The 19,008-nt window shown below is 63.9% G+C and carries 16 protein-coding genes and 2 pseudogenes; 6 read left to right on the forward strand and 12 right to left on the reverse strand.

Annotated elements, in window-relative coordinates:
- The first annotated feature begins 407 nt into the window (after window positions 1–407).
- From ftsZ to recN, 4 genes are all read left to right on the forward strand, one after another.
- Complete coding sequence (gene ftsZ / locus IEX41_RS11865) at window positions 408–2,084, forward strand: cell division protein FtsZ (protein WP_188790459.1); 1,677 nt, start codon at window positions 408–410, stop codon at window positions 2,082–2,084.
- A 242-nt stretch (window positions 2,085–2,326) separates the two neighbouring features.
- Window positions 2,327–3,256, forward strand: a complete 930-nt coding sequence (gene lpxC, locus IEX41_RS11870) for a UDP-3-O-acyl-N-acetylglucosamine deacetylase (RefSeq protein WP_188790460.1) — start codon at window positions 2,327–2,329, stop codon at window positions 3,254–3,256.
- 114 nt (window positions 3,257–3,370) lie between these two features.
- Window positions 3,371–4,225 (forward strand): outer membrane protein assembly factor BamD, encoded by an 855-nt coding sequence (locus tag IEX41_RS11875; protein WP_188790461.1) that lies wholly within the window; start codon window positions 3,371–3,373, stop codon window positions 4,223–4,225.
- A 45-nt stretch (window positions 4,226–4,270) separates the two neighbouring features.
- Complete coding sequence (gene recN / locus IEX41_RS11880) at window positions 4,271–5,917, forward strand: DNA repair protein RecN (protein ID WP_188790462.1); 1,647 nt, start codon at window positions 4,271–4,273, stop codon at window positions 5,915–5,917.
- A gap of 215 nt (window positions 5,918–6,132) precedes the next feature.
- Here the strand turns inward: recN and IEX41_RS11885 are convergent, their stop codons facing one another.
- From IEX41_RS11885 to IEX41_RS11900, 4 genes are all read right to left on the reverse strand, one after another.
- The gene (locus IEX41_RS11885) at window positions 6,133–6,885 is read right to left on the reverse strand and encodes an SDR family oxidoreductase (RefSeq protein ID WP_188790523.1); all 753 of its coding nucleotides are present in this window, start codon (window positions 6,883–6,885) and stop codon (window positions 6,133–6,135) included.
- A gap of 348 nt (window positions 6,886–7,233) precedes the next feature.
- Window positions 7,234–7,992, reverse strand: a complete 759-nt coding sequence (locus tag IEX41_RS11890; RefSeq protein ID WP_188790463.1) for a hypothetical protein — start codon at window positions 7,990–7,992, stop codon at window positions 7,234–7,236.
- Window positions 7,938–8,987, reverse strand: a complete 1,050-nt coding sequence (locus IEX41_RS11895) for a hypothetical protein (protein WP_188790464.1) — start codon at window positions 8,985–8,987, stop codon at window positions 7,938–7,940. The genes IEX41_RS11890 and IEX41_RS11895 overlap by 55 nt, the downstream gene beginning before the upstream one ends.
- A gap of 218 nt (window positions 8,988–9,205) precedes the next feature.
- Entirely contained in the window at window positions 9,206–9,973 is a 768-nt protein-coding gene (locus IEX41_RS11900; protein WP_188790465.1) for an SDR family NAD(P)-dependent oxidoreductase, read from the reverse strand.
- Window positions 9,974–10,368: 395 nt separating this feature from the next.
- Between IEX41_RS11900 and IEX41_RS11905 the strand changes: the two genes are divergently transcribed.
- Both IEX41_RS11905 and gghA read left to right on the forward strand, forming a co-directional pair.
- Entirely contained in the window at window positions 10,369–10,971 is a 603-nt protein-coding gene (locus IEX41_RS11905; protein WP_188790466.1) for a DsbA family protein, read from the forward strand.
- A gap of 430 nt (window positions 10,972–11,401) precedes the next feature.
- Entirely contained in the window at window positions 11,402–13,807 is a 2,406-nt protein-coding gene (gene gghA / locus IEX41_RS11910) for a glucosylglycerol hydrolase (protein ID WP_188790467.1), read from the forward strand.
- A gap of 39 nt (window positions 13,808–13,846) precedes the next feature.
- Here gghA and IEX41_RS11915 read toward each other — a convergent pair whose 3' ends face one another.
- From IEX41_RS11915 to IEX41_RS21540, 8 genes and pseudogenes are all read right to left on the reverse strand, one after another.
- On the reverse strand, window positions 13,847–14,626 hold the full coding sequence (locus tag IEX41_RS11915; RefSeq protein WP_188790468.1) for a hypothetical protein: 780 nt from the start codon (window positions 14,624–14,626) through the stop codon (window positions 13,847–13,849).
- 50 nt (window positions 14,627–14,676) lie between these two features.
- Window positions 14,677–15,009, reverse strand: a complete 333-nt coding sequence (locus IEX41_RS11920) for a MerR family transcriptional regulator (protein WP_188790469.1) — start codon at window positions 15,007–15,009, stop codon at window positions 14,677–14,679.
- 24 nt (window positions 15,010–15,033) lie between these two features.
- Window positions 15,034–16,020, reverse strand: a complete 987-nt coding sequence (locus IEX41_RS11925; protein WP_188790470.1) for a glycosyl transferase family protein — start codon at window positions 16,018–16,020, stop codon at window positions 15,034–15,036.
- On the reverse strand, window positions 16,017–16,877 hold the full coding sequence (locus IEX41_RS21525; protein WP_229673183.1) for a molybdopterin dinucleotide binding domain-containing protein: 861 nt from the start codon (window positions 16,875–16,877) through the stop codon (window positions 16,017–16,019). The genes IEX41_RS11925 and IEX41_RS21525 overlap by 4 nt, the downstream gene beginning before the upstream one ends.
- 236 nt (window positions 16,878–17,113) lie before the next feature.
- Window positions 17,114–17,545 (reverse strand): molybdopterin-dependent oxidoreductase, encoded by a 432-nt coding sequence (locus IEX41_RS21530; protein ID WP_229673184.1) that lies wholly within the window; start codon window positions 17,543–17,545, stop codon window positions 17,114–17,116.
- 228 nt (window positions 17,546–17,773) lie between these two features.
- A pseudogene (locus tag IEX41_RS21535) lies at window positions 17,774–18,516 on the reverse strand (IS5 family transposase); the annotation flags it as partial.
- Window positions 18,517–18,695: 179 nt separating this feature from the next.
- Window positions 18,696–18,842, reverse strand: a pseudogene (locus IEX41_RS21875) (two-component system response regulator); the annotation flags it as partial.
- Window positions 18,839–19,003 carry a hypothetical protein gene (locus IEX41_RS21540; RefSeq protein WP_229673186.1) on the reverse strand — a complete coding sequence of 55 codons (165 nt, stop codon included), beginning with the start codon at window positions 19,001–19,003 and terminating at the stop codon, window positions 18,839–18,841. The pseudogene IEX41_RS21875 and the gene IEX41_RS21540, both read right to left, overlap by 4 nt.
- Window positions 19,004–19,008: the final 5 nt, after the last annotated feature.

A 19,008-nucleotide genomic window follows, 5' to 3' on the forward strand; every position in this document is an offset into this window, starting at 1 on the left:
CCCCGGCGTATTTTCCAAGAGAAGAAGGCCGGGGCAGGGCTTGGCGGTTCTTTGCCGGCCCGATGTTTTTGGTCGTGACGCCGATTTCGGGCTCTGCTAGGTTATCCACAGAACCGTGCACAAGACGCGGGCTCGGGATGTCGGGCAGACCTCCCCTTCAGATCGCCACAAGGCCCTTTCAGCACGTGTTCGTCACGTGGGCAGCTCAAGTGCGTTGCGTCTCCTTGTGGTTGAACCTCAAAATATGGTGAGCCCGGCAAAATAGCGCGCGAAAGTCCGCTTTCACCCCTAGATTTCGCGGTAAATTTGCGTTTTTCGCGTGACCGAACCTTGATATGCGGGTAATAATCGCAGTTAAAGGCGCAGGACAGGCGTGTAACAAAGTCATCAAGACAGGCGGAAACCACATGACACTCAACCTCTCGATGCCCGGTCAGGAAGAGCTGAAGCCGCGCATCACCGTATTCGGCGTCGGCGGTGCTGGCGGCAACGCGGTCAACAACATGATCACCAAGCAGCTGGAAGGCGTCGATTTCGTTGTTGCGAACACCGACGCGCAGGCGCTGCAGCAGTCCATGTCGCAGAGCAAGGTGCAGCTGGGTGTCAAGGTGACCGAGGGTCTCGGGGCCGGTGCGCGGGCCTCTGTCGGCGCTGCTGCCGCCGAGGAGAGCATCGAGCAGATCGTCGACCACCTGGCCGGCGCGCACATGTGCTTCATCACCGCTGGCATGGGCGGCGGCACCGGCACTGGCGCCGCGCCGATCATCGCGCAGGCCGCGCGCGAGCTGGGCGTGCTGACCGTGGGCGTGGTCACCAAGCCGTTCCAGTTCGAGGGTGCCAAGCGGATGCGCCAGGCCGAGGAGGGTGTCGAGACCCTTCAGAAGGTCGTGGACACGCTGATCATCATTCCGAACCAGAACCTGTTCCGCCTCGCCAACGAGAAGACGACCTTCACCGAGGCGTTCTCGCTGGCCGATGACGTGCTCTACCAGGGCGTCAAGGGCGTTACCGACCTGATGGTGCGTCCGGGCCTCATCAACCTCGACTTCGCGGACGTGCGCGCCGTCATGGATGAGATGGGCAAGGCAATGATGGGTACTGGTGAAGCCGATGGCGAAGAACGCGCCATCCAGGCGGCCGAGAAGGCCATCGCCAACCCGCTGCTCGACGAGATCAGCCTCAAGGGTGCGCGCGGCGTGCTCATCAACATCACCGGTGGTCATGACCTCACGCTCTTCGAGCTGGACGAGGCGGCCAACCGCATCCGCGAGGAAGTGGATGCCGACGCCAATATCATCGTGGGCTCGACCCTCGACGACAGCATGGCCGGTATGATGCGTGTCTCGGTCGTTGCCACTGGCATCGATGCCTCGGCCGCGCAGCAGGAAGTTCCCGTGCCGCGCCGCAAGCTGGCTGAGCCGCTGCGCCAGACTGCAGAGGAAGAGCCCGTTGCGGCCGCTCCGCAGCCTGCCGCTCCGGCACCGCGTCCGGCGCCCGCGCCGCAGGCCGCCCCCGTGCGTCAGCCCGCCGCGGCCCGTCAGCCCGAGCCGGTCTACGAAGAGGACGAGCCGTCGCTCTTCGAGAGCCACGGTGACAGCCATGCGCAACCGGTGTTCCGTGGCGAGGCGCCTGCCTCCTCCGCAGACGACGATCTGCCGCCCCCCGCCTACCGTCCACAGGTTGCGCAGTTCCAGCCGCAGCCCGACGCGCTCGATGCACAGCCCGAGGCCTTCGTTGCGCCGCGCGCGCCGCAGCCCGGTCAGCCGTCGCCCGAAACCATGGCCCGCATGCAAGCCGCCGCCGCGCGCAGCCGTCCGGCTCCCGGTGCCGCACCGCGCCAGCCGCAGCAGCCCCAGGCCGCTGCACAGCGTCCCACCCCGGAAGCGGACAAGCCGCGCTTTGGCATCAACTCGCTGATCAACCGGATGACCGGTCATGGCCAGGAGGCTGCGGCCCCCGCGCCGCAGCGGCGCCAGCAGCCTCCCGTCCAGTCGCACCAGCCGATGCCAGTGGTGGATGAGGACGAGCAGCAAGATCAGGACCGGATCGAGATCCCGGCCTTCCTGCGGCGCCAGGCAAACTGATTTCCCTGACGGGATCTGTCACGACAGCGTCAAGAGCGCCCCCTCAATGAGGGGGCGTTTTTCGTTTATGAACAATAGGTTGCCCGGAGCGTTTCCAAGAGTGGCGGTGGCCTGCCCATCGCGGCGGGGCCATGTTTCATACCGTTGCAATACTTGATTTGAGATGACGGGGCGGCGTTTGTATCTCAATGATCGAAGGTGTGTCAGTGGGGACGCGCCTTTGAGACCCAGAGGTGAGCATCGTGCAGACGACACTCAGAACCGCAGCAACATTCCAGGGCGTAGGCCTGCATTCGGGCAAGCCTGCCCGTCTGACCATCCGTCCTGCCGGTGCCGATCATGGCATCTGGTTCAAGCGGACTGACATCCTGCTGGGCGACACGATGGTTCCTGCGCATTTCAACTCGGTCGAGCTATCGCCGCTCTGCACCCGTATCGTGAACCGGGCCGGCGTATCCGTTTCGACCATCGAACACGTGATGGCCGCGCTGGCTGGCACCGGTGTCCACAACGCCCTGATCGAGATCGACGGCCCTGAGGTTCCCATCCTTGACGGATCTTCCGCCCCCTTTGTGCGCGGCATCCTGGCTCGCGGGGTGCGTGCACTGCACCGTCCGGTGCGCGCCATCGAGGTGCTGAGCCCGGTGTCCGTCTACACTGCCAAGGGCTGGGCCCGCCTGTCGCCCGCCAAGCCGGGGCAGGGCATGACCATGGACTTCCATATCGACTTTGCTGATGCCGCGATCGGCACGCAGGACAAGCAGCTGGATCTCGCCAACGGCGCCTTCGTGCGCGAGCTGTGCGACAGCCGTACCTTCTGCCGCCAGGCCGACGTCGAGACCATGCAGGCCAACGGCCTTGCGCTCGGTGGCACCTACGAGAACGCTGTGGTCGTCGACGGTGACAAAGTCCTCTCGCCGGGCGGTCTGCGCCACGGTGACGAGGCGGTGCGCCACAAGATGCTCGATGCGCTTGGCGATCTCTATACCGCTGGCATGCCAATCCTTGGTCATTACGAAGGTCACAAGGCCGGCCACGCGATCACCAACATGCTGCTGCACGAGCTCTTTGCGAATCCCGACTGCTTCCGCATCGTGGATTGCATCGGAGCACGCGCCGCGCTTCTGCCCGGGGCAGGGGTCGAGGTCGACGAGATCCCCGCGGTCGCCTGAAGGAAACGTCTGGCGTAAAACGCGGTTAAGGCGTTTTGCCCCGGAAAGTTCTGTGCTACGACCATCGCCGATGGGCCTATGGTCGGCCCGGAACAAGGAAGAGGATTGTCGGGCATGGCAGGCGGCACAGCGCGTGGTCTTGTGATCGGGGCGGGGCTCGTCGCGATCTTTCTGGCAGGATGTACCGCGAGGGAGCGCCCCGGCTACGCGCGGGGCAATGTCCCTCTCGAGACCTACAGCGCCCAGCAGATCTTCGAACGCGGCGCGTACGAGCTGGAACGCAAAGATGGTGAGCAGGCGGCCTACTACTTCGGCGAGGTCGAGCGACTCTATCCCTATTCGGACTGGTCCAAGCCGGCGCTGATCGAGCAGGCCCGCGCCTATCACCTTGAGAAGGACTACGACAACGCCCGCGCAGCGGCGCAGCGCTATATCGAGTTCTATCCGACCGATGAAAACGCGGCTTATGCGCAGTATCTTCTGGCGCTGAGCTATTACGATCAGATTGAACTGGTGGGCCGCGACCAGGGCCTGACCTACGAGGCGCTGGAGGCGCTGCGCGCGGTGATCGAACGCTATCCCGAAAGCGAATATGCGCGCAGTTCGGTGCTCAAGTTCGACCTCGCCTTCGACCATCTCGCCGCAAAAGAAATGGAGATCGGGCGCTATTACCTGAAGCGCCAGAACTTCGGCGCGGCGCTCAACCGATTCCGTTCGGTCGTCGAGGATTTCCAGACCACCACCCACACCCCCGAGGCACTGCACCGCCTGGTCGAGGCTTACCTGTCGCTTGGCCTCACAGATGAGGCGCAGACCGCGGGTGCGATTCTCGGTTACAACTATCAGGGCACCGACTGGTACGAGGACAGCTACAAGCTGCTCACCGGGCGCGGCCTCGAGATGCGCTCCGTGGGTGACAACTGGCTGTCCGCCGTCTACCGGCAGACCGTCCGTGGCGAATGGCTGTGAGGCTGATCTGAACGGTTTTCCCTCTCTGAGAAAGTGGCGCATCACATGCTGAGAGCGCTCGAGATCCGCGACATGCTGATCATCGACCGGCTGGACCTGAGCTTCCAGCCGGGACTTAACGTGCTGACCGGGGAGACCGGGGCCGGCAAGTCCATCCTTCTCGACAGTCTAGGCTTTGTCCTTGGCTGGCGCGGCCGGGCCGAACTGGTCCGCGCCGGTGCCAAGCAGGGCGAGGTCATAGCGGTGTTCGAGCTGGCCCCCGGCCATGCCGCCCGCGCGGTGCTAGAAGAAGCGGGGCTGCCTGCCGGGGACGAGCTGATCCTGCGCCGGGTCAACACCGCCGACGGGCGCAAGACCGGCTGGATCAACGACCGCCGCGCCAGTGGCGAAGTGCTGCGCCGTCTGTCCGAAACGCTTGTGGAGCTGCACGGTCAGCATGATGACCGGGGGCTTCTGAATCCCTCGGGGCACCGGGTGATCCTCGATGCTTACGCCGGGGTCAACACGTCCGGCACCCGCGCCGCATGGGCCGGGCGCCGCGAGGCACGCAAGGCGCTTGCCGCCGCCGAGGCCGCGCTCGAGGCCGTCCGCGCCGAAGAGGATTTCCTGCGCCATGCGGTGAAGGAGTTGACCGATCTTGCTCCCGAGGCGGGGGAGGAAGAGACGCTTGATACAGAGCGCCGCATGATGCAGGCCGCCGAGCGCATCCGCGAGGATATCTCGCGCGCTGCCGACGCGCTTGGCTACGAGGGTGCCGAGGGGGCTATGTCCAACGCCCTGCGCTGGCTCGAAGGCGCATCCGACAAGGCCGAGGGCCGGCTCGATGGCGCCATCGCCGCGCTGACCCGCGCCATGGCCGAGCTTGACGAGGCCTCGCGCGAGGTCGAGGGGAGCATCTCTTCGTTGGAATTCGATCCCTACCGCCTCGAGAACACCGAGGAGCGGCTCTTTGCCCTGCGCGGTCTTGCCCGCAAGCACGGCGTTGCCCCGGATGAGCTGGCCGAGTTGTCGCAGACCCTGTCGGCGCGTCTTGATGCGCTGGATCGGGGGGCCGAGGATATTGCCGACCTCTCTCGCGCCGTGGCCGACGCCGACAAAGCCTATGACGCCGCCGCCGATATCCTGACGGAGCAGCGCAAGTCTGCGGCCCACCGGCTCGACGCGGCCATGGCAGCCGAGCTGGCGCCGCTCAAGATGGAGCGGGCGGTGTTCCGCACCGAGGTTGTCGATGGTGAGCCAGGCCCCGAGGGCATCGACGCTGTGGCCTTCACCGTTGCCACCAATCCGGGCGCGCCCGCAGGTCCGCTTAACAAGATCGCGTCGGGCGGCGAACTCTCGCGCTTCCTTCTGGCGCTCAAGGTGTGCCTTTCCGAAGAGCGCGATCAGGCCGTCACCATGATCTTCGACGAGATCGACCGCGGCGTCGGCGGGGCGACCGCCAACGCGGTGGGCCGCAGGCTCAAGGCACTGGCCGATGGCGGGCAGGTGCTTGTCGTGACGCACTCGCCGCAGGTGGCGGCGCTTGGGGCGCATCACTGGCGGGTGTCGAAGCGGGTCGAGGACGGCGCGACGCTGTCCACCGTATCTTCCCTTGCCGAGAACGAGCGCGAAGAGGAACTGGCGCGCATGCTCGCGGGCGACACCGTCACCCCCGAAGCGCGCGCCGCTGCACGCGCGCTGATGGCCGGTTAAACATCATCTGGGCCTTTGTCTGGTCGCCTTGCCGGATCGCCCCGGCCCCTGATCTCGAATGCCATGCGACAGCGACTCGATCTTATGGATCTTCTGAGTCTTGTCGGAAGGCCATGCCACGCAATGCCAACCCATTGCCACTTTCCGTACGGAGGTCCGGTGAGCGGGCGAAGCGGACGCGGGCACTTGACTGGCCATTGTCCGCTTCACGCGCCTTAGAGCTTGTTGATCGAGTTTCCACCATCCGCGATCATTGCGGTCCCAGTCACGAAAGACGCATGATCAGACAGAAGGAAGAGAGCGGCCCGCGCGATCTCGGACGGATCGGCCATGCGCTTCAGCGCGTGGAAACCTCGCACGATCTCATGATAACCGGCATCCTCACCGGCCATCGGCGTCATGGTGCCTCCGGGCAGGAGCGCGTTCACGCGGATGTTCTCGGGCCCATGTTCCGCCGCCAAAACCTGCGTCATGCCGATCAGGCCCGCCTTTGCCGCGGCATAGGCGCCCATGCCGGGCAGCCCGATCGTGTGCCCGACAAAAGAGGACGTGAAGACAATCGAGCCGCCGCCGCGTTTGCGCATCGCCGGTATCTGGTGCTTTGCCGCATAAAATCCGCTGTTGAGGTTCACTGACATCACTCTGTGCCAGTTGCTCTCCTCCATGGAGGGGATAGGCCCAATGTCCCCTGTAGTGCCTGCATTGTTGAAGGCGCCATCAAGACCACCGAAGCGCTCTTCTGCGCGTTTCACCAGTGCTTCTGCATACCCATTTTCTTCAACGTCTCCGGCGATGAAATCCGCCTCGCCACCGTCAGCCAGAATTTCGTTGACGGTTTTCTCAAGCAGATCAACGCGGCGCGCACCGAGGACAAGTCTTGCGCCTTCCGCCGCGAAGAGCTTTGCAGCCGAGGCACCGATGCCGCTGCTTGCGCCGGTAATGATGATTGTCTTGCCTTCCAGAAGCATTTCAGTCTCCGTCTGATGATGTGTCGGAAACTGCTTAGGCAATGGTAGGCTGCTCGATCGACCCAGTTCATGCGCAAATGCCCCTCGTTCGAGTGATGACACCAGCCATTCGCTCATGATGCGCCATTTGGGAGTTCGGGCTCAGAGCGGTCATGCGGCGTCCACCTCATTTAGGCGAGGCGGTAATCTGGCGAGGACGGCCCTTTGCGGTCACTCGCCAAGTTGGGCTGTGCCGCGGCGCAGCTTCCCTACACCGGCCATCGGCGGTATTGGGCAGTATGATCTTGCCGACCAAGGGCGGCAGAGCGGACGAAGCCGCCGTGCAGGTTCTGGCGATTAATGTCCGCTTTAGGGCGCAAGGTCCGATTGGTACCACTCGAAGCCAGCAGTTATCATTTCACTAAATCCGCGGGAGTTAAGAGCGGTTTCAGCCATTTTTTCCAAAGCCATACTCTGGATTTCCTCGTCTCCTAATCGGGCACCAATTCTTGTCAGTGTACTGTAGATGAGAACAGCACGAGCCCCATCCAGTTCTTCAGTTTGCAAGAGCGCCGTTGCTGTCTCTTGCGCCCAGAATTTTTGTTCTTCGCTTCCCCCGAAGAAAAGCATCTCTTGCGCATGCTGTGCTCTGAGGTAGGCATGTCCTTCTCTTGAAACTGCATCCCTTGCCGCGTCCAAAAGACCATCAAGAGTTTCGATGGGAATTTCCGGGGTCAGCATATCGTTCCAAGCAAACACGGGCTCATCTATGCCATTCATAATCTGAATGGCTGCGTCGATCTCACCCATGCGTGCCCTTAAGTTCGCTATTTCACGTCTGGCCTGTGAATCAAGCACTGAGCTGCCCCAAACGATGGCACCGCTTACAACACCTACGCCCACGATTGCTTTATCATTCTGGGGAAAAAGGCTCTGTGCCCGCTCAAGCTTATCCTGAACTTCGCCCTCATCGGCACCCGCTATCATGAGTGCGCGCGCTGCTGCGATGTGTGAAAAGACCGGAAAGGCTGATGGCGCCGTATCGGCTTGGTTGCCCAAATCACGCGCCAACTCTAGTGCAATTGATTGCAAACCAAGATTTGCAGCGCGTACAACGGCACCTTCCATCTTGTCGAAGTCTGGCCAGGGGTCTTCGGAAGAAACTCGGTGAAAGCTCTTTTCAGATACTCTGTCGCAAGACTCAGATCTGTTTCAGCCGAAGCTGCAGTCAGAAGAATGTTATGGCCACTTCCACCGGCCTCGCGGTAGAGTCGCAATGCAGTCTGCGACCCAATGAGCCGGATGAGGTCATGAGACGGATTTATGAGAGGATTTCTTGTTTGTGGCAACGCTTCAAACAGTCGGATCACTTCAGTGCGGTTATTCAAGGCAGTTTGTAGTTCAGCGGCATACATAAGGTGGATTGTCTGCGGCCGTTCTGGTTCTTCTTGCGCCATCTTGGCGATCCGCTCTGCCATATCTGAAACAACATCAAGTATCTGGTCATCAGGCATGATCCTGGGGCCAGATCGAACGCCGTATGGGTTACGGTCAAGTAGATCGAGAGCACTGATCCATATGACACCAGCGTCAACATCAGGCGTTCTCTCTATGGCAGCGTCCAAGTCGATACCGTTTCGGATTGCGGCTGTTATTCGGTGGCTGGCCAGTCTGCGATTGACGGTCGCTTCTACGTTTCGCGATGGTTGATCTTTTTCGCTTACGACACGAAACTCCAAAGCGAGAGCATCTTCTATGCGCCCCATCTGAGCCAGCATTCCAACCTCTCGCATGTATGGTGGCAGGGCGCGGGCATTTAGCGCTAAGTCTACACCCAGATCAGTCAGGCATTGCGATGAACGCTCACTTCTGCAAGCCGAGAAATCTGCGTTTTGAGCGCTGATAGCTGGAGACAACGTGAAAGCGACAAAAACAATCGTTAGCGCTGCAAACCCAACGATGAAATATCGGCAAATGATACGTAACAACTGCGTTTGCTTCCCAACTCGACGCCATCCATAGTACACGATTACGCAAAATGTATGTTCAGAAAAGCTGACATTCGTGTACTGCGCCGCATTTGTAGAAGTGGGATCCCTGCCGGGCTCAACTGCAATTTTCACGAATGACCGCTTGAGCCCTTGTCCCGTCTGACGGGCGTAGCGCCGCGCTCTGGGGGAGCTCTGTGACGCAAAAGTCGGGTTTGATTGGTATCTGTCACCCGAGCGTTGGGCGATCGGGCAAAGGCAGGGCGCTGTTGCCACGGGGCCGGGTCAGTCCCAGCCAAAAGCAGCGATATGCCACGGTCTGGCTGTGGCTTGGGTTTGCTGACCTGTCAGCGTCAGCGCGGGGCCATGCGTAGCGCACCGTCGAGGCGGATGACCTCTCCGTTCAGCATCCGGTTGCCGATAATCTCGCGCACCATCGACGCGTATTCCTCCGGGTGGCCCAACCGCGGCGGATAAGGGATGGTGCCGCCTAGGCTGTCCTGTACCGCCTGCGGCAGGCCCAGCATCATCGGCGTGGCAAACAGCCCCGGCGCGATGGTCACGACCCGGATGCCGTGGCGCGCCAGTTCCCGCGCGGCGGGCAGGGTGAGCGAGGCAACGCCCCCCTTTGATGCGGCATAGGCGGCCTGTCCGATCTGCCCGTCATAGGCGGCGATCGAGGCGGTGTTAATGATGACACCGCGCTCTCCTTCTGTTTCCGTCTCCTGCGATGACATGGCCTGCGCTGCCAGCCGCAGCATGTTGAACGTGCCCACGAGGTTGATCGAGATCGCCCGCGCGAAGCTGTCGAACCCATGCGGCCCATCTTTGCCGACGATCTTCTCTCCCGGCGCGATCCCTGCGCAGTTCACCAGCCCCGAGATTGGCCCGCAGCTGCGCACCGCTTCGGCCACCGCTGCCTCGGCACTGTCCGCGCTGGTCACGTCGCAGTGGATGAACCGCGCGTTTTTGCCCAGCTCCTCCGCCCGCGCCGTGCCGGCCTCGGCGTTCACATCGAGCAGGACCGGCCTGCCGCCCGCCGAGGCGATCATCTCTGCCACGGCGGACCCGAGCCCGGATCCCGCGCCCGTGACCAGGTAGCTTGCACCCTCGATCTGCATTGCTCTTCTCCCTCATTGGCGCGGCAGCGCCATGTCTTTCTCGTGAGCGCGGCAGCGCCCTGTCTCCCTGCGGGCCAGACTGGCATGAGGGCCGCGCGGCGGGCAATGATGACGCGGCGTGCCGGGTCATGTGCCGGGCAGGTGCCGTGACACCTTCTAGCCTAACGTTTAAGTTGCGCCGCTATTTTCGGCAAACGCCTCACGAAAGACATCGGTACCGGCAGTCTCACGCCGTCGCGTGTGAAGGTGATTGGTGAAACGTTATAATCATATTGACTATCAGCGGAACTGTGGCTGGATTGAGGTGGAGTGATGCTGTCGGGGGGCGTGGTCGTCACGCGATACAGCGGCAAGCTCTACTGCTGTCTATTGCATCTGATCTGCGGGGAGGCGCCATGAACGCTGTCGTCGATTACTTCTTTTCTCCCAATTGCGGTGAGGCCTACCTCTGCCACGATCTCGCGATGTCGCTCGCAGCCGACTGCGGGGCGAAGCTGCGACTTTGGCCAATGGACCTTTACGTAGTGCATGATACCGCCACGGGACGGCGGCCATCGACCGATGACGAGATCACGCCCGAGGCCATCACCAACCGCCTGATCCGCGCCCGCCAGAGCGGTCTGCGCATGTCGCCGGTGCCGATGCATCACCCCACCGATCCGCGCATGGCATGCCGGCTGCTGCTGGCGGCAGGCCGGATGGGGCTCGACGAGGGGCCGCTGGCCCTGGCGCTTTTGCGGGGCACATGGGCGGAGGGGCTTAATATCGGTGATCCCGGTGATCTTGCGGATGCGCTGCGCCAGATGGATCTGCCGGCGCTGGAGCTGCTGCGCCTTGCGGACAGCGACCGCCTGCGGGATGCTGAGGACGACATCACCGCTAAGGCTGTCGAGGCAGGGGTGCGCTTCAGCCCAACGGCCGTGGTGGGTGGCGAGCGGTACGAGGGTGACGAAGGCCTTCAGCGCCTGCGCCGCAAGTTGATGCGCGCCGCCGCCTGACCGTTTGCCCCCCACCCCGCGCGATGCGGTGCCCGAATTGGTTAGAGGCCGTCCGGCATCCCCGCTGGCCGCGAGGGGCTGCGCAGGGGCCCGACACCCGGGCACCGAGAACAGGAGGCCGAGTACAGGGCGCCTTTGTCTCACAGGGTGAGATGGCGTCGTGCGGCAGGGCGACGCCCGCCGCATTCCTCTTTGTGGCCTCTTACCAGAACAGCGCATGACATTTGCGCGGCTCCGGGCCGCATGCCGCCGATCCGGGCAATCGGGGGCTTTTCGCGTTGAACCTCGGGCACATGGCCCTACTCTCGAAGGGCAACAGGACGGGCCGGGGAAGCTCAGGAAGCCCATGGCGCGCCGCGCCTCGTGGCGCAGGCCCGCCCCAGAGGCCCCCGGTCCTGGACAGGATGACAGGACGGAAGAGAGCCAGCACATGACCGACAGCCCAGCGATCACCAGCGAAGCCGCCGTGGCGGAAAACCGTGCCTCCTGGTGCCAGGAGGTGCTCAACACCGCGCCGGACCGGTTCCACGCGGGCCGCCAGATCGCCCGCAGGCTGGGCGCACTGGTCGAGAACGGACTGGTGGAGTTCGGCTTCTGGACCCCCGAACTGCAGGACTGGCGCATCGCCGACGGCGACGTCTACCTCGAGATCCTGCGCCCGCAGGAGGAGCTTGACCTGACCGCCACCAATGCCGACGTGACGTTCGACCGCACGCTGCTGCCGGTGGTGCGCTGCGATGCCTTCACCTTCGCCGCAGCCAGCGGGCTGCGCGCAGGGGACCGGGACAGCATCGGCGACTTCTATGCGTTGGTCTATCGAGACCAGGAGGGCGGGCTGCAACGCATACTCGACCCACTGGCCGCCTCACTCCCCTATGGCGCTTTCGCCCCGGCCGAGATCTACGACGTGCCCGCGATGCAGGCGCGGCGGCAGGACAAGGGCTATTTTGAGCAGGTGAAGGGCGAGACCCCGCACAAGTTTGCGCCCCCCACCTCGATCCTGCAGGTGCATGTGCCCACCGCCACTCCCGGCGGCACGCTCGCCAGCCTCACCCGGCAGTTCGAACGCATCGCCGCCCGCGTCGGCAACCGCCTGACACTGGAGCCGGACGACGAGCTCTTCGCCGGCTATGACGCGGTGCAGCTGCTGCCGGTGGAGCCGACCACGGTCTACGAGGCAGGGCCCGCCTTCTGGAACGACATGGAGGGCGACGACGAGGCGGTGACCGCCCACCTGATGCGCCCTGACACCACCAACTGGGGGTATGACGTGGTGATCTCCGGCATGGCAACGGTGAACCCCGTACTGCTGGAAACCGCGCGCCCGGACGAGCTGGTGGACCTTGCGGCAGTGCTGCACAACTTCCCGAGCTATCCCAAGATGCTGGTGCTCGACGTGGTGTTCGGCCACTCGGACAACCAAGGGCTCGGGGCGCTCAACAGCCACTATTTCGCCGGGCCGAACATGTACGGCCAGAACCTTGCTTACCATAACCCCTTCGTGCGGGCGATCCTGCTTGAGTTGCAGCGCCGCAAGGTGGATTTCGGCGCCGATGGCGTGCGGGTCGACGGGGCGCAGGATTTCAAGTGGTGGGATGCCTCGACGCAGGAAATGCGCCACGACGACGAATACCTGCGGGAAATGGCCGACACGGTGCAATGTGTCGCGGGCACCGAATACCGACCCTGGTTCGTCTTCGAGGACGGCCGCCCGTGGCCTCAGGAAGACTGGGAGCTGTCGTCGGACTATCGCGCCGTCATCAAGAGCCAGGCCGACAGCGATCCGGACGTGTTCCAGTGGGGACCGCTGACCTTTGCCCACAACACGCCTTTCATCTACACCTTCTGGCTGTCCAAGTACTGGCGCCTGAAAGAGATCCTGCACACGGGCTCCAACTGGATCTCGGGCACCGCAAATCACGACACCCTGCGCCGCGGCACGCAGGTGAGCCCCAAGCTCAACATCAACACCCGCCTTGGCGACACCAAGATGGAGATCCTCGACAAGGCCTATGACAACCCGGCGGTGTCGATCCTGACCTATTCGGTACTGCCCGGCGTGCCGATGGACTTCCTCAATGCCACGGCACGGGCCAGCTGGGGCTTCATCCGCAACCAAGATGACAAGTACGGCGTGAAGGTGGTGGCCGAAGAGGCGATCTCGCTAAAGTGGCAGGTGGACGCCTATTCCTATTCGATCCCCGGCGCGTTCCGTTTCCTCAAGGAGATGGGCTTCGAGACCCGAGAGGATCTTGCCCGTTTCCTCGAGTTCCTGCCCGCGCTTGTGGAGGTGACGGATTACGACCTCAACACTATCGCGACGCTGCTCAACGCGGTGGAGCCGCCGCTTGCCGGCCCGCATCCCATCACCGTGGGCGGGCTGAAACAGATCGCGCGGGCCTGGATGGACGACATGCACGAATACTGCAATGTCTCGCATTCCGTGTCGAAGCTCGACCCGGTCCAGACTCACGCTATGCGGCGCCTGCGGATTTTCCGGCTCAACAATCCGTGGCTGCGGGGCAACCTGCGCGATGACGACCATTTCCGCTATCTCGAACCCATCGAGGGTCGCACGGTCTTTGCCGCGCTGCGCAATGCGCCGCAGGGCGGGCAGGTGTTCACGGTCTGCCACATGGAGGGCGGCGAGACGGACGAGATCGACCCGCTTGACCTGCTGCCCGACAGCATCAGTCGCAACGGCTGGGAACTTGTGATCCGCGGGCCGGGGATCGGCGAGGATTACACCGGCGGGCCGATCACCCTGCGCGACTCCATGGGGCTAGTGTTCACCCGTGGCCTTGATGCCACGCGGCTTGCGGAAGAGAACGACTGACCGAATGACGCCTAGGCACCCCGAGCAGGGAAGCGGGCCTTAGGCGAATAACAAAAGCAGCTTTTGCGCAAGCGGCTCCAGCGCAGCCAGAAGCGCAGCGCCGCTTGCGGTCTGCGCAATGGCGGCCACACTGGCTGCGCAGGTCAGTGTTCCCAGAATGATGGCGCCGGTGATCTTCAGTGAGCAGGCCAGCAGGCTGGGCCGTTTGGGCGTTCTGTCCCGAAGATCGGCCAAAAGATCGGTTTGCCGTTTAATGGTGTCGCATAGGTGGCTCATGGTATCCCTGAGTGCGTCGCTGACAGAAAGATTGTCGAAGGCCCGGGCGGCGTCTTGGCTGATGCAGCGTATTTCTGCCGGGGCGATCTCGCTCCTCAGAGTGAGGGTTTCCGCGCCGCTGAACCCATCCGGCCCCAACCTGAGTGCCAGCCTATCATGCAGGTCGCAAAGATGGCGCCAGCCCGCAACAAAGCCGCTATCCAAGGCGCTGGTGACATATTCGTCTTCGACGCCGCCGCGCAGGAAGGTCATCGGCCCCTCCAGAAGGGGTAGCAGCGGCACGTCCTCCGTCAGCACGGTTTCATAAGCCGCAAAGCGCGTCACGATGTCGCCTGGCAGCTGCTTGCGTACCGCTTCCGCCTGCAATTGCGCTAGGTGGATGCGCAGCGACAAAAGCACCACTTCGGTGTCGGCAGGCAGCGCCTGCCTGTCAAGCGACACGGCTGCACGGTCAAGGTCGATACGCCCGTCCCGCTGCGTGACGAGTGCGCTGCCGATCTGTTCAAGCCGGTGACGAGGGGACGGTGCCGGTTGCCCGGCCAATTCCTAGGCAACTAATTCGACTGTCTCGTCCTGAGACAGAATCGTGGTTGTCAGCGCAAGAAATTCCTTTTCCCCAGATCCTTGTATCGCGACTGGACGGCCTTGAGGGTCGGGCCTTTCTCATGCAGCAGATATGCAACCACCTGCAGCAGGGCGATGTCTTCGCGCCGATAGTATCGCCTGCCACCGGCGCGTTGGACTGGGGTGAGGAAAGGAAACTTGGATTCCCAGAATCGCAGAATGTGCGGAGGGTACTGAAGCTGCTCCGCGACCTTGGATATCGTCTGGTATCGTTCGGTCGGAGTGGCAGGAGCAATCATGGCACGCCTCGGATATCGGGGAACATCGCCGGTCAGAGTGGCGATGCGGTAGAGTTTGGTCAAGCCAGTCGCGTGGGTAGGGTCAGCTCAGACCAGCGAAACGGCTTGGCGACGCTGGGCCCAGAGATGTCGCGCCGTCTTTTCGGGGTCCGCGACGCCCAGCGTGTCGAGCGCCAGCGCGGCGGTGCCGCAGACCACGTCCTCGGCAAAGGGATCATCAAGCTCCCCCCGCCAGAGGGCAGGCACCATGGCACCATCGCTCTCGCCCCCGTCGAGGCGGCGGGCTTCGCCCGTGGTCAGCGCCGGGAAATCGCCATCGAAGGACGTGCCGCCGCGCAAGCCAAAGCCCGCGATGGCCTTGCCGGGATGGCGTTCGAACTCGCCGCCGCCGCCCTTGATAACCGTGAGGCTGTCCAGCCCCAGCAGCGCGCCCGCGTCCTGTTGCAGCAGTCGGTAGGGCGGATGGAAGACCCCCTGCACAGACCGCTCCGCGCGGCCGGGGTTGAGCATCCGGCACACGGTGTTCACGCAGGACCGCAGGTGGAGCACGCTGCGCAGGGTGAGAAGGCGGAAAAGATCCGGCGAGAGCGTCTCCAGTGGCAGGTAGACGATGCCGTGCCGTTCCATAAGCGCCCTTGTCTTGGACGGGTCTTCGGCGAAGGGAATGCCAGCGCCGTCCAGCCCGTCGCGGATCGCGCGGTCGGCGCCGTTCCAGCCATGCATCAGCACCGGGTGCCCCGCATCAGCCACGAGCCGCGCCGAAAGCAGGAACCATGGCAGCCCGCGCGTGCGCCCCGCGGCATAGCTCGGCCAGTCGAGCGCCGGGCGCGGCAGATCGGGCAGGCTGGCCTGTGCCGCCGCGGCAAAACCGGCGATCTCGTCCGCCGTCTCGCCTTTCATCCGCATGAGCATGAGCACAGCGCCGATGGCATGGGGATCGGCGTCGCCTGACAGCATGAGCCGCATGGCGCTTTGCGCCTCGTCCCTTGTCAGAGACCGGGACCGTCCCGGCCCTCGGGCAAGGGTGCGGACATGGGCGCCAAGCGGCGCTTCGGGCGGGACCTCTTCGATCATTCGGCGGCTTCTTTCAATTGCACTTTGGTGAGGATCGCGGCAAGCGCGCGCGGGCACGACCCGCAGTTGGTCTCGGCCTCGAGCGCCGTGCCAATGGCCTCGGCGCTCATAAGGCCCTGGTCCTCGATGGTGGTGATGATGGCGTTGACCCCGACATTGAAGCACGAGCACACCAGCGGCCGGGAACGGGTCAGGCGGCGGAGGCATCGGCGCCAGGCAGGGTGGCGAGGAGATCGCGTTTCAACGCCAGTGGCTCGGGGCCTGCGAAAAGGGCTGCCACCAGCTGTCCATCTACGTTCAGCGCGATGCGGGCACGGCTCTTGCGGGTACCCACGAGCAACTGCGTATGCGCACCCGGCAGGCAGAACAGCGCGCGCGGCGGCCTCCCGGTCATCCGTGGCGACCGAGCCTGCAAAATCGGCGGGCGAGCCGTTTGGGGTACGGGCGCGGGCCCAGTTTACGGGCGCCTGGCGGGTGGTGGCGTGGCTCATGGCCTGTGGGTCGAGTTCCGTGGCTGACACGGAGAAACCGTACCATGAGGGGCTGAACTTCTCCAGAGCAACGACGCTTGCCTTGCTTTCGGGGTGTACCGAAACGGGGTGGGTGACGGCGGCGACCACCGCATCGATGCGCCCCGAGGGAGCGGTTTCGCCGGTCCAGTGTATGGAGGCAAAGACGTCGCCCTGCTGTATCGCATCGGGGATGCGGGCGCGCAGGATTGCAGTGCCTTCGGGGTTTGGCACCTTCACCAGCGTGGCCGCGTTGAGCCCGAGGCGGGTGGCGTCATCGAGGCGGATATCGAGGAACGGCTCGGCCGGGTGGGCCGAACGGCGCGGCGACAGCGCGGTGCGGGTCATGGTGTGTTACTGGCCGCGGATGCGCCCACTGTTAAGCGGAAGGGGCGGGCACTGTCGGGCTGTGCTGCGGAGGCGCAGGCGCGCACGGGGATCATCGGGGCCTTGCCGTCCGGATGATAGAACCGGCCATTGCTAAAGAACCGCTTGGCTTACCGCGTGACCGAGCAGGGCCAGCGGATGGGGCCATGGCCCTGTAGGCGCTGCCAGTCAATTCGGCAGTTTCCGAAATGTCGAAATCACGCCCCGGCTTGCCCACGATGACCGAGAGGGCGGCGTATTCGTGGAAGATCTCGGCGGGGCAGGCGATAGTCGAAATCGCCGTGCCAGCCCAGTCGCTGCCCCATCTGCGCTAGGATCTGCCACTCGGGCCGGGCCACGCCGGGGATGGGCAGCATCGCCCATTGGCGCGAGATGGCGTGGTCCGAGTTGGTGACCGTGCCGTCTTTTCCAGCCCATGCGGTGGCGGGCGGCATGACATCGGCCAGCCGCACCGTGCCCGTCGCGCCGGTGATGTCAGACACCGCCACGACATCGCAGCCTTCGATGGCAGCGCGCACCGCCTCGGCGTCTGGCATGGTCAGGGCGGGGATGACCCACAGCGCCTTGATCTTGCCGGTGCCGACCGTGCGGAACATGTCCACAGCCTTGTTGCCGGGGTCGGCAGCCATGCGGGGGCTCTCCCAGAACTAGTGAACGGCGGCGCGGCGGTTGGGGTTGTCGAGGTTGCGTTGGCTGTTGAGGATAGCGTTGCCCTTGTTGGCCCCCGATGTGGGCTGGTTCACCCATTTACTGTAGATCGTGACCATCTTTTGGTGCGCAGCGACGTCGTGGCGCAACTCATCTTTGGTGCCGCCTGTCGCCTATCCGGTGGCCGTTCTGGCGACGGCGTCGTTCTCGGCCCTGCCGAGGTGCGGCGTCGCCCGCACGGTCTCGTTGCGCGCCGATGCTGCGGGGCAGCCTTGTTCCCAGGCGCGGCCGTTTCGGCGGATGGGTGCGATGGCCTCGGCGCCGCGCGCGATGATGAGTGTGGTGTCGCCGCCTGTCGTATGCACCGTCCGCGGTGACGGTGGCGATATCTTCATCCTCAGGAATTTGGACAGCACGTCGGGCAGCAGGGGGCTGTCGCTCTGGCGCCTTTAGGTCACCTCAGCCGCGCGTACGTCCCCGGCTTGCGTGTCCATGGCGATGTGTATCTTGCGCCATTGCCTGCGACGCGACGGATCATGCGTGCGGGCTAGCCGGGCACCATTGCCACGGAACTTGATGCCGGTGCTGTCGACAAGGAGGGGCAAGGGTATGCCTGAGCAACCATAGGGGAGGGCTGCCCTGAACGGTCACTGCCGCCGACACAGCGTCGACTAGTCCTGCAGCGGCCAGTCGAGCCCAGCCATCCGGATCGGGCTCTCGACCAGCTCAGGTGTTTGCCGAAGGGCAAGGCCGAAGAGCACGTTCAGCATGAGGGCAGTCTTGGACCGCTGCACCAGAGAACGTCTCGGGCCGCCCACGATTGCTGGGCTTTCCTACCTGCCAGACTGTGCCGGGATCAAAATTAGATCCAGAGCGATGTCCGCTGGCGGAGCGTGGCGTCGTAGTCGGGCCAGTTTGTCCTGCGATAGCGGGTGGGAGAGGGCTTCGGCATGGCATTGATCTAGCACACTGGATTGGCGCGGTGTCTCCCCTTACCGCACTTCGCAACAAGCCCGCAGGCCCCCCACCCAGAGCGTCGCCATCATCATCCCGCCGCGTCCGCCACGCGGCCCTGATCCATGACGATTTGCGCAGAAAGGCATAGGCGGCATCCTCGTCGATGCCGAGGGCCTTCATCAGCATGCCCTTGGACTGGTCCATCATTTTACGTTTCTCTATGGCGGGCTTGGTCTTTGCCGGTTCCGTGCGCCTGCGCTGGAACATGCCGAACCGCGCGATGGCGGCATCCAGCAGCGGCTTGACCCGCTGCGGCTTCATGCGGTCGACCACGTGGGCCGACGCCCCGCCTTGATCGCCGCATCCGCCAGGCCTGCGCCGTTCTGGACCACGAACATCGCGAGGGCACGCTCCAGCGGACCCAAGACCAGCACCAGTTCCTCAAGGGAAGCGCGGAAGGGGGGCTGGAGGTCGATGAGCACGAGGT

The organism is Salipiger pallidus, assembly GCF_014643635.1.
GTDB classification, from domain to species: domain Bacteria; phylum Pseudomonadota; class Alphaproteobacteria; order Rhodobacterales; family Rhodobacteraceae; genus Salipiger; species Salipiger pallidus.

What these genes read in the sequence shown, in the direction of transcription:
- IEX41_RS11875 (WP_188790461.1), top strand. Translation starts at nt 3,371, where the DNA reads ATGGCAGGCGGCACAGCGCGTGGTCTTGTGATCGGGGCGGGGCTCGTC.
- IEX41_RS11890 (WP_188790463.1), bottom strand. Translation starts at nt 7,992, where the DNA reads ATGGAAGGTGCCGTTGTACGCGCTGCAAATCTTGGTTTGCAATCAATT.
- ftsZ (WP_188790459.1), top strand. Translation starts at nt 408, where the DNA reads ATGACACTCAACCTCTCGATGCCCGGTCAGGAAGAGCTGAAGCCGCGC.
- gghA (WP_188790467.1), top strand. Translation starts at nt 11,402, where the DNA reads ATGACCGACAGCCCAGCGATCACCAGCGAAGCCGCCGTGGCGGAAAAC.
- IEX41_RS21530 (WP_229673184.1), bottom strand. Translation starts at nt 17,545, where the DNA reads ATGGCTGCCGACCCCGGCAACAAGGCTGTGGACATGTTCCGCACGGTC.
- recN (WP_188790462.1), top strand. Translation starts at nt 4,271, where the DNA reads ATGCTGAGAGCGCTCGAGATCCGCGACATGCTGATCATCGACCGGCTG.
- IEX41_RS11900 (WP_188790465.1), bottom strand. Translation starts at nt 9,973, where the DNA reads ATGCAGATCGAGGGTGCAAGCTACCTGGTCACGGGCGCGGGATCCGGG.
- IEX41_RS21525 (WP_229673183.1), bottom strand. Translation starts at nt 16,877, where the DNA reads ATGACCCGCACCGCGCTGTCGCCGCGCCGTTCGGCCCACCCGGCCGAG.
- IEX41_RS11925 (WP_188790470.1), bottom strand. Translation starts at nt 16,020, where the DNA reads ATGATCGAAGAGGTCCCGCCCGAAGCGCCGCTTGGCGCCCATGTCCGC.
- IEX41_RS11885 (WP_188790523.1), bottom strand. Translation starts at nt 6,885, where the DNA reads ATGCTTCTGGAAGGCAAGACAATCATCATTACCGGCGCAAGCAGCGGC.
- IEX41_RS11905 (WP_188790466.1), top strand. Translation starts at nt 10,369, where the DNA reads ATGAACGCTGTCGTCGATTACTTCTTTTCTCCCAATTGCGGTGAGGCC.